Origin of the sequence: Methylobacterium sp. WL6, assembly GCF_008040095.1 — a bacterium.
Classification (GTDB): Bacteria; Pseudomonadota; Alphaproteobacteria; order Rhizobiales; family Beijerinckiaceae; genus Methylobacterium.
Genome location: NZ_VRVH01000219.1, coordinates 1 through 7,850 on the forward strand (window position 1 = coordinate 1; position 7,850 = coordinate 7,850).

General features: G+C 70.8%; 7 protein-coding genes and 1 pseudogene. 3 read left to right on the plus strand and 5 right to left on the minus strand.

The window, feature by feature from the left end:
- Positions 1-307 (plus strand): annotated as a pseudogene (locus FV230_RS21205) (L-seryl-tRNA(Sec) selenium transferase); the annotation flags it as partial.
- A gap of 171 nt (positions 308-478) precedes the next feature.
- On the plus strand, positions 479-955 hold the full coding sequence (locus FV230_RS21210; RefSeq protein WP_147726067.1) for a MarR family transcriptional regulator: 477 nt from the start codon (positions 479-481) through the stop codon (positions 953-955).
- A 13-nt stretch (positions 956-968) separates the two neighbouring features.
- On the opposite strand, the gene FV230_RS21215 is transcribed toward FV230_RS21210, so the two are convergent.
- From FV230_RS21215 to FV230_RS21225, 3 genes are all read right to left on the minus strand, one after another.
- Positions 969-1,490: an SRPBCC family protein gene (locus FV230_RS21215; RefSeq protein ID WP_147843804.1), complete on the minus strand. Its 522-nt coding sequence runs from the start codon at positions 1,488-1,490 to the stop codon at positions 969-971.
- A gap of 51 nt (positions 1,491-1,541) precedes the next feature.
- On the minus strand, positions 1,542-2,876 hold the full coding sequence (locus tag FV230_RS21220; protein WP_147843805.1) for an alpha-amylase family glycosyl hydrolase: 1,335 nt from the start codon (positions 2,874-2,876) through the stop codon (positions 1,542-1,544).
- Positions 2,877-2,938: 62 nt separating this feature from the next.
- Positions 2,939-4,333, minus strand: a complete 1,395-nt coding sequence (locus FV230_RS21225) for a pentapeptide repeat-containing protein (protein ID WP_246694945.1) — start codon at positions 4,331-4,333, stop codon at positions 2,939-2,941.
- A 185-nt stretch (positions 4,334-4,518) separates the two neighbouring features.
- On the opposite strand from FV230_RS21225, the gene FV230_RS21230 reads away from it, so the two are divergent.
- Positions 4,519-6,810: an FdhF/YdeP family oxidoreductase gene (locus tag FV230_RS21230; protein ID WP_147843806.1), complete on the plus strand. Its 2,292-nt coding sequence runs from the start codon at positions 4,519-4,521 to the stop codon at positions 6,808-6,810.
- Between the two features lie 103 nt (positions 6,811-6,913).
- Here the strand turns inward: FV230_RS21230 and FV230_RS21235 are convergent, their stop codons facing one another.
- Positions 6,914-7,129: a hypothetical protein gene (locus tag FV230_RS21235; protein ID WP_147726058.1), complete on the minus strand. Its 216-nt coding sequence runs from the start codon at positions 7,127-7,129 to the stop codon at positions 6,914-6,916.
- A 101-nt stretch (positions 7,130-7,230) separates the two neighbouring features.
- The coding region (locus FV230_RS21240) for a BA14K family protein (RefSeq protein ID WP_147843807.1) at positions 7,231-7,850 on the minus strand (620 nt) is incomplete at its 5' end.

Sequence of the window (7,850 nt, forward strand, 5' to 3'; positions counted from 1 at the left end):
GCTCGCGCCGGAGGTGGCACGTCGCCTCGCCGGCCGGGCGGAGGTCGCGGTCGCGGCCTGCAGCAGCCAGATCGGCTCGGGCGCCCTGCCGGTGGAGACCCTGCCGAGCGCCTGTCTGGTCCTGACCCCGCCCGCGGGCGAGGGCGGGCGCCGCGGCGGTGCCTGGCCGAAGCGCATGGCCGCCCTCCTGCGCGATCTGCCGGTCCCGGTGATCGGCCGGATCGCCGACGGCGCCCTGCACCTCGACCTGCGCACGCTTGAGGACGAGCCCGGCCTGCTCGCGAGCCTCGACGCGCTCGCCGCCTGAGACGGCAAGTGGCTCCATGCAATAAGTGGCTCTATGCAATGAGGTTTGCGACGGAATTTCACGTTCGCCCCCTCACCGATCGGACATATCGTGCTATGCGGGAAGGCTGGGGCGACGCGCGAGCGCGACGGAGACTCGCGCGTGACGATGTGGGCGACTGAGATGGCGTGCATGACGGAGGCGACGCGGGAGGCGCCCGAGGCGGAAGCCGAGCGGACCAGGGATCCCCTGCTGCTCGACAACCAGCTCTGCTACGCCCTCTATGCGGCCGCGCACCGGATGACGAAGTCATACCGCCCGCTGCTGGAGCGGATCGGGCTGACCTACCCGCAATATCTCGTGCTGATGGTCCTGTGGGAGACCGACGGGGTCACCGTCTCCGAGATCGGGCGGCGCCTGCGCCTCGATTCCGGCACGCTGACGCCGGTGCTCAAGCGGCTCGAGGCGGCCGGCTTGCTCCAGCGCAACCGACGCCGCTCCGACGAGCGCGAGGTCGAGATCGCCCTGACCGAGAAGGGGCGTGCCCTGCGCGCCGACGCGGCGGAGGTGCGCCAGAGCGTCATGTGCCAGCTCGATCTGACCGAGCCCGAGGTGCAGGCGATGCGCATCGACCTGAACCACCTCATCGACAGCCTGTCGAAGGACTGACCGCACGGCTCGCCTAGGGAGCGGCTTCCTTGGCAATGCCGGCGAGGCCCGCCTCGTAGACGCCGGCGATGTCGGCGACCGCCTCGGCCTCGGTCATCCCCTCCGCCTCGAAGCGCGCGGTCCAGGTGACCGTCGCGCCCTTGCCGATCGGCGTGACCGAGAGCGTCGACGTGTAGTCCTTCGCCGGCAACGGCCCGGAGACGAGCCTGTAGGAATAGCTCAGCGCCGCCTCGTCCCGCGCGGTCTCGATCTCGATGAGCGTGCCGAGGCCGCCCGCCGCGACGAGGGCGCGCACCGGGGCGCCGTCTTCCGATGACAGCGTGCAGCGCGTCACCTGCGGGTGCCACCGCGCGATGTCGCAGAAGCCGCCGATCAACGACCAGATCGCGGCGGGCGGCGCGGCGACGATGCGGGAGCGGGTCACTTCCAGCGCCGAGGCGGCCCCGGCATGCGCGACAATGTCGAGCGAGACCGCGAAGACGAGGTGTCTCAGCGACGGCTTGCGGATCCCGGTCGTGCGCGCTCGCGTCTGCATGGTCGGCCTCGTCCGCTTCACGATCTCCACCTAGGGCGGCGCGCCCGGCGATCACGCCTTTGCCGCGAGGATCGCCCATCCGTGCGGCGAAAGGCGGATGCGGGCCTGGGCTTCGCCCTCGCCGATCACCTCGCCCTGCCCGGCTTCGAGGCCGAGCGCGCCCGGCGCCGGCTGCTCCGACGGCTCGTCCGACAGGTTGAGGGCGAGGAGGAGCCGTTGCCCGTCGCCCTGCGCTTCCAGCGTCAGGGCGGTGTTAGTCAGGTGCAGCGCGCGCGTCCGCGCCGTGTGCAGCCACGGATGCCGCCGGCGCAGGGCGATGAGATCCTGATGCAGCCGGTAGGTCGGCCAGCCTTCCGGCGCGAGGTCGTCGGGGCTCGGGGGGAAGGCCGGGCGGACGGCGTCGTCGCCGCCGGCCCGGTCCTCCTTGATGCCGCGGAAGGCCTGCTCGTCGCCGGCATAGATCGAGGGCGTGCCGCCGACGGTGAGCAGCACGGCCAGGGCATGGGGCAGGTGCCGGATGTCGGCGATCCGGCTCGCGATCCGGGTGACGTCGTGGTTGCCGACGAAGGTCATCGGCACGAAGGCGTCGAGAAAGTCGTCGTGCCGCTTCAGGGCGTGTGCCAGCTCGAACAGGTTGCGGTCGTTGAGGCCGCTCCAGATCGCCTTCCACAGCTCGTACTGCGTCCCCGAATTGAGGCCGGTCTCGGCGACGATGCCGGCGTAATCGCCGTGGATCACCTCGCCGACGAAGTAGGAGTCCGGATGCGCCGCGCGGACCCGCGGCAGGACGCGCGTCCAGAAGGCGCGCGGGACGGCGTAGGCCGCGTCGAGGCGCCAGCCGTCGGCGCCGCGGGCCAGCCAGTGGTTCATCACCGCGACGACGTGGTCGGCGACCTCGGGGTGGTCGTGGTTCAGGGTGACCAGGGCGCTGTGGCCCTCGAAGCAGCGGTGGTCCGGCACGTCGCCGGGGTTGGTGCCCTCCGGCCAGGACAGGTGGAACCAGCCGGCCCGGGCGGCGGACGGGCCCTCGTCGAGGACAGTGCGGAACGCCGGAAAATCCTGCCCGACATGGTTGAACACGCCGTCGAGCAGGACCTTCAGCCCGCGGGCATGGGCCGCCGCGATCAGCCGGTCGAAGTCGGCCTCGTCGCCGAGCCGCGGGTCGATGCGCAGGTAGTCGATCGTGTCGTAGCCGTGGGTCTCGGACGCGAAGATCGGGCCGAGCGCGAGGCCGGTCGCGCCGAGATCGGCGGCGTAGTCGAGCCAGGCGACGATGTGGTCCAGGCGATGCGCGACCTCGGCGCCGCGTCGGCGCGTGCCTTCCGCCCCGACGAAGCCGAGCGGGTAGACCTGCCACCACACGGTGTCGCGAATCCAGTCGGGCATGAAGGTGCGTGATCCTCGGCCGGCGCGGCCCTGCCCCGTGACATAGGGCGCACCCGGCAAAATCAGCGGCGCAGCCGGTTGCCGAGCACGAAGCCGTACAACCCCATCAGGATGATGCCGGCGGCGCCTTCGATGCCGACGAGCAGGTTGGTGAAGCGGCCGATCGGCTTGACGCCGATCTCCGGCGGGTTCGCCGTCATCATGTTGAGCGCGCTGTAGCTCAGCCAGTCGACGGCGTTCCGGGTCGGCTCGGTCGACCCGTCCGGGATCAGGCCGCCGGCGAAACCGAACAGGACCGCGAAGACGACGATCAGGATGGCGAAGGCGCGGGCGATCCGCGACAGGCTCTCGCCGTAGTCGCACAGCCACTCGACGAAGCGGTCCGAGGTCCAGCGGTAGCCGTGGCGCAGGAACGCCCGCCCGTCCCGTGCGGTCCAGGCCGCGCGGGTCTTCTCCCCGGCCTCGAACCGCCCCATCCTTCGGCCGCGCTTGTACGCCCAGCTCGCCTCGTCGTGGCTCCCGATGCTCTTCAGGTTCTGCTCCAGCGCGAGGTAGCTCGCCTGCGCGCCGGCGTAGTCGCCCGCGGCCTCCTCGCCGACCATGCCGCCGAGCTGCTCGATCCGCATCCGCGTGCCGTTGAGCCAGGCGCCGGCGAAGCGGGCATGGTGCAGCTTGCACGTGACGAAGTTAAGCCGGACCAGGCTGGTCTCCGAGAGGTCCGCGCCGGAGAGGTCGGCGCCGTCGAGCTTGACGTTCGAGAGGTTGGCGCCGCGAAGCCGCGAGCCGACGAGGCGCGCCTTGGTCAGGCTCGCGCCCTCGAAGTCCGCGTGCGTCAGGTTCACGTCGGAGAGGTCGGCCTCGTCGAGCCGCGCCCCCTTGAAGCTGGTGTCGTCGGCATCCGCCCCGGTGAAGTCCGCGCCCCACAGGTCGGCGCCGGAGAAGTTCGCGCCGTCGAGCAGCGCCTGCGGGAACTTCGCGAAGCGCAACGCCGCGTCGTCGAAGCGTGCATCCTCCAGCATCGCCTCGCGGAAGCTCGCCTGGCCGGCGACGATGCCCCGGAAATCGGTGCCGCTGAGGTCGGCCTCGCCGAGGTCGGCCTCTTCCAGGTTCGCGCCGGCGAAGGTGGCGGAGCGGCCGACCGCGCCGGAGAGGTTCGCCCGCCGCAGGTTCGCGGCCGAGAGGTTCGCCCCTTCCATCCGGGCCCTGTCGAGGACCGCGTCGACGAGGTTCAGGCCGCCGCATTCGGGGTCCCACCACGCCGGCGGGGGCGCCTCCGAGTCGATGCGCTGCGCGAGCGTTGTGCCCGCGGCGTCGATGCGCACGAGATCGAGCCCGTGCTCGCCGGTCCCGAAGCGGGTGCTCCCCGCGGCGGCGATCCGGTCGAGGACCGCTTCGGTTCGGGCGTCGCGCGGGGCGTCTGCGGCGCGCGGCAGCGGGGTCTCGTTCCGGTCGGACAATCGGGGGCGTGCTTTCGATGATGGCCGGGGCGAGCCGTAGCACGGCCGACCGCCCGCCGCCGACCCTGCGCGCGCGCGATGTTTGCCGCATGCGCCCGACCGGACCCTTTCGCACCGACGGACGGTTCTTCCCCGATGATCGCGCCTTCGGCCCGATCCGCGAACGCGAAGTTGGAGTCTCGGGAATGACGGATTCGGTGCAGCTCGATCCCTACGAGGGGCCGGCCGGCGGCTGGGGGTCGGCGAAGTCGCTGACCGAGATCCTGCTGCGCGAGCAGATCCCCGTCACCGGCGGGTTGATGCTGCGCCACCAAAACAAGCCCGGCGGGTTCATGTGCGTCAGCTGCGCCTGGGCCAAGCCCGGCAAGCCGGCGGTGTTCGAGTATTGCGAGAACGGCGCCAAGGCCACCGCGTGGGAGGTGACGCGCAAGCGCGTCGGCGCCGACTTCTTCGCCGCCCATACCGTGACCGAGCTCGCCGGCTGGCGCGACTACGATCTCGAGGAGCTCGGCCGCCTCACCGTGCCGCTGCGCTGGGACGCGGCGACCGACCGGTACCGGCCGGTCTCGTGGGACGACGCCTTCGCGGAGATCGGCGCCGAGCTGAAGGCGCTCGAGCCGAAGCAGGCGGTGTTCTACGCCTCGGGCCGCGCCTCGCTCGAGACCTCGTACATGTACGGCCTGCTGGCGCGGCTCTACGGCAACAACAACCTGCCCGACTCGTCGAACATGTGCCACGAATCGACCTCCGTGGCCCTGCCCGAGAGCATCGGCTCGCCGGTCGGCACCGTTTTGCTGGAGGCGTTCGAGCATACCGACTGCATCCTGTTCTTCGGCCAGAACCCCGGCTCGAACGCGCCGCGGATGCTGCACCCGCTGCAGGACGCCAGCCGGCGCGGCGTCCCGATCATCACCTTCAACCCGTTCCGCGAGCGCGGGCTGGAGCGCTTCACCAACCCGCAGGCGCCGCTCGAGATGCTGACGCGATCCGAGACGCGGATCTCGTCGCAGTACCTCCAGGTGAAGGCCGGCGGCGACCTCGGGGCGATCTACGGCATCTGCAAGGCGCTGCTGGCGCTCGACGACGCGGCGATCGCGAGCGGGGCGGAGCGGGTTCTCGACACCGCCTTCATCGCCGAGCACACCCAGGGCTTTGAGGCGTTCGCGGACTCCGTGCGCGAAAAGACCTGGGACGAGCTCGAGCGGCATTCCGGCCTGACGCGGAAGGCCCTGGAGCAGACGGCCGCGACCTACGCCAAGGCGAAGGCGACGATCGGCGTCTACGGGATGGGGCTGACGCAGCACCGCATGGGCGTCGAGACGGTGCAGGCCCTGGTCAACCTGCTCCTGATGCGCGGCAACATCGGGAAGCGCGGCGCCGGCATCTGCCCGGTCCGGGGGCACTCCAACGTCCAGGGGCAGCGCACGGTCGGCATCACCGAGAAGCCGGAGCTGGTGCCGAACGACAAGCTGCGGCAGCTCTACGATTTCGAGCCGCCGATGGAGAAGGGCCTCAACACCGTCGAGGCCTGCGAGGGCATCCTCGACGGGTCGGTGAAGGCGTTCGTGGCGCTCGGCGGGAACTTCATCCGCGCCGTCCCGGAGACCACGCTGATGGAGGCGGCCTGGAAGACCCTGCGCCTGACGGTGCAGATCTCGACCAAGCTCAACCGCAACCACCTGATCCACGGCGAGGTCGCCTACATCCTGCCCTGCCTCGGTCGGATCGAGATCGACCAGCAGGCCGGAGGACGGCAGGCGGTCTCGATGGAGGATTCGACCGCGTGCATCCACGGCTCGAAGGGCTATGCCGAGCCGGCGGGACCGGAACTGCTTTCCGAGCCGCGGATCGTCGCCGGGATCGCCAAGGCGACGCTGGCGCCCAATCCGCGAATCGACTGGGATCGCTGGGGCAGCGACTACGCCAGCGTGCGCGACGCGATCGAGGCGACCTATCCGGATCAGTTCAAGGACTTCAACGCGCGGATGTGGACGCCCGGCGGCTTCCGCCGTCCGATCCCCGCGGCCGACCGCGATTGGAAGACCGAGAGCGGCAAGGCGAACTTCGTCACCCCCCGCGGGCTGTCGGCCGATCCCGACACCGAGCAGGCCGATCCGGACGTGATGCGCCTCATCACGATGCGGTCGAACGATCAGTTCAACACCACGATCTACGGCTACGACGATCGCTTCCGCGGCGTCAAAGGCACGCGCATGGTGCTGTTCATGAACCGCGACGACATCGCCCGCCTCGGCCTGCGCGATGCGCAGAACGTCGATCTCGTCGGTGCGGCCAACGACCAGGTCGTTCGGCGGGTGGATGGGTTTCGGGTGCTCGCCTACGACATCCCGAAGGGTTGCGTCGGCGGCTACTACCCCGAATGCAATCCGCTGATCCCGCTCTGGCACCATGCCGAGCGCAGCAAGGTGCCCGCGGCGAAGTCGGTCCCGGTGCGGATCGAGGTCGCCTCGGCCTGAGACCGGTCGCGGGCGAAGGACGATCGGCGCATCGCGGGCGCCGATCCGACGGGCGATCGATCATGGAACGCCGGCCCGAGCCTTTCGGGTCGGCGTTGGGCCGTCAGCCCTCGGCCTGTATCTCGGGCGCCATGTAAGGGCGGCCCTCGGCGGTCAGCGCCCGGTCGACGGCCTCGATCGCGACGAGGATGCGGGTCAGGTCCTCGGCCATCGAGACCGGCGCGAGATCGATCCCGGCGAGCCGCTTGGTCATCGCGTTGCGCTGGCGTGCGAGCACGGTTCGGGCACGGTGCAGGTCTTCGATTTCGTCGGCCATCATGATGTGAGTTTCCCTTCGGCCCGGCACGGTATCCGGCCGGCAGCAAAAAGCCCCGCGACCCTCTCGGCCGCGGGGCTCTCCTTCAGTTCGGCACGATGCCGTTACGGGCAGGAATGCCGCTGGCCGTCGTTGCCGAGGTAGGTCTGCGACCGCACATCGTAGGAGCGGAAGCGCTGGATGCAGTAGCTCACCGATTCCTGCGGCCCCGGCGCCACCTCGGTCTGAACCTCGGTGTATCCCGGATTGTAGCCGTAGCCGTAGCCGTAGCCGGCCGGCGCATAGCCGCCTCCGTAGTAGTTGTCGTCGTAGCCGTATCCGCCGTAGCCGTAACCCAGGCCGCCGCCGATCAGCGCGCCGGTCGCCAGCCCGAGGCCGAGCCCGGCAGCGCCGTATCCGAGGCCGCGACCGTACCCGCCGCGGTAACCGCGCCCATAACCGGCGCCGTAGCCCCGGCCGATCCCGCGGTTGGCGAAGCCCGCGTTGTTGGCGAAGCCGCGGTTTCCGCCGAATGCGCCGCGATTGGCGAAGCCGGCATTGCCGCCGAACGCGCCTCGGTTGGCGAAGCCGCCGCCGATCCCGCGATTGGCGAAGCCACCGCCGCCGATGCCGCGACCCGCGAAGCCGCCACCACCGAAGCCGCGGCCACCACCGAAGCCACGGCCGCCGCCGAACCCGCCGCCGCCGAAGCCGTGACCGCCGCCGATGCCGCCGCCGCGACCGC

What these genes read in the sequence shown, in the direction of transcription:
- FV230_RS21220 (WP_147843805.1), bottom strand. Translation starts at nt 2,876, where the DNA reads ATGCCCGACTGGATTCGCGACACCGTGTGGTGGCAGGTCTACCCGCTC.
- FV230_RS21230 (WP_147843806.1), top strand. Translation starts at nt 4,519, where the DNA reads ATGACGGATTCGGTGCAGCTCGATCCCTACGAGGGGCCGGCCGGCGGC.
- FV230_RS21215 (WP_147843804.1), bottom strand. Translation starts at nt 1,490, where the DNA reads ATGCAGACGCGAGCGCGCACGACCGGGATCCGCAAGCCGTCGCTGAGA.
- FV230_RS21210 (WP_147726067.1), top strand. Translation starts at nt 479, where the DNA reads ATGACGGAGGCGACGCGGGAGGCGCCCGAGGCGGAAGCCGAGCGGACC.
- FV230_RS21235 (WP_147726058.1), bottom strand. Translation starts at nt 7,129, where the DNA reads ATGATGGCCGACGAAATCGAAGACCTGCACCGTGCCCGAACCGTGCTC.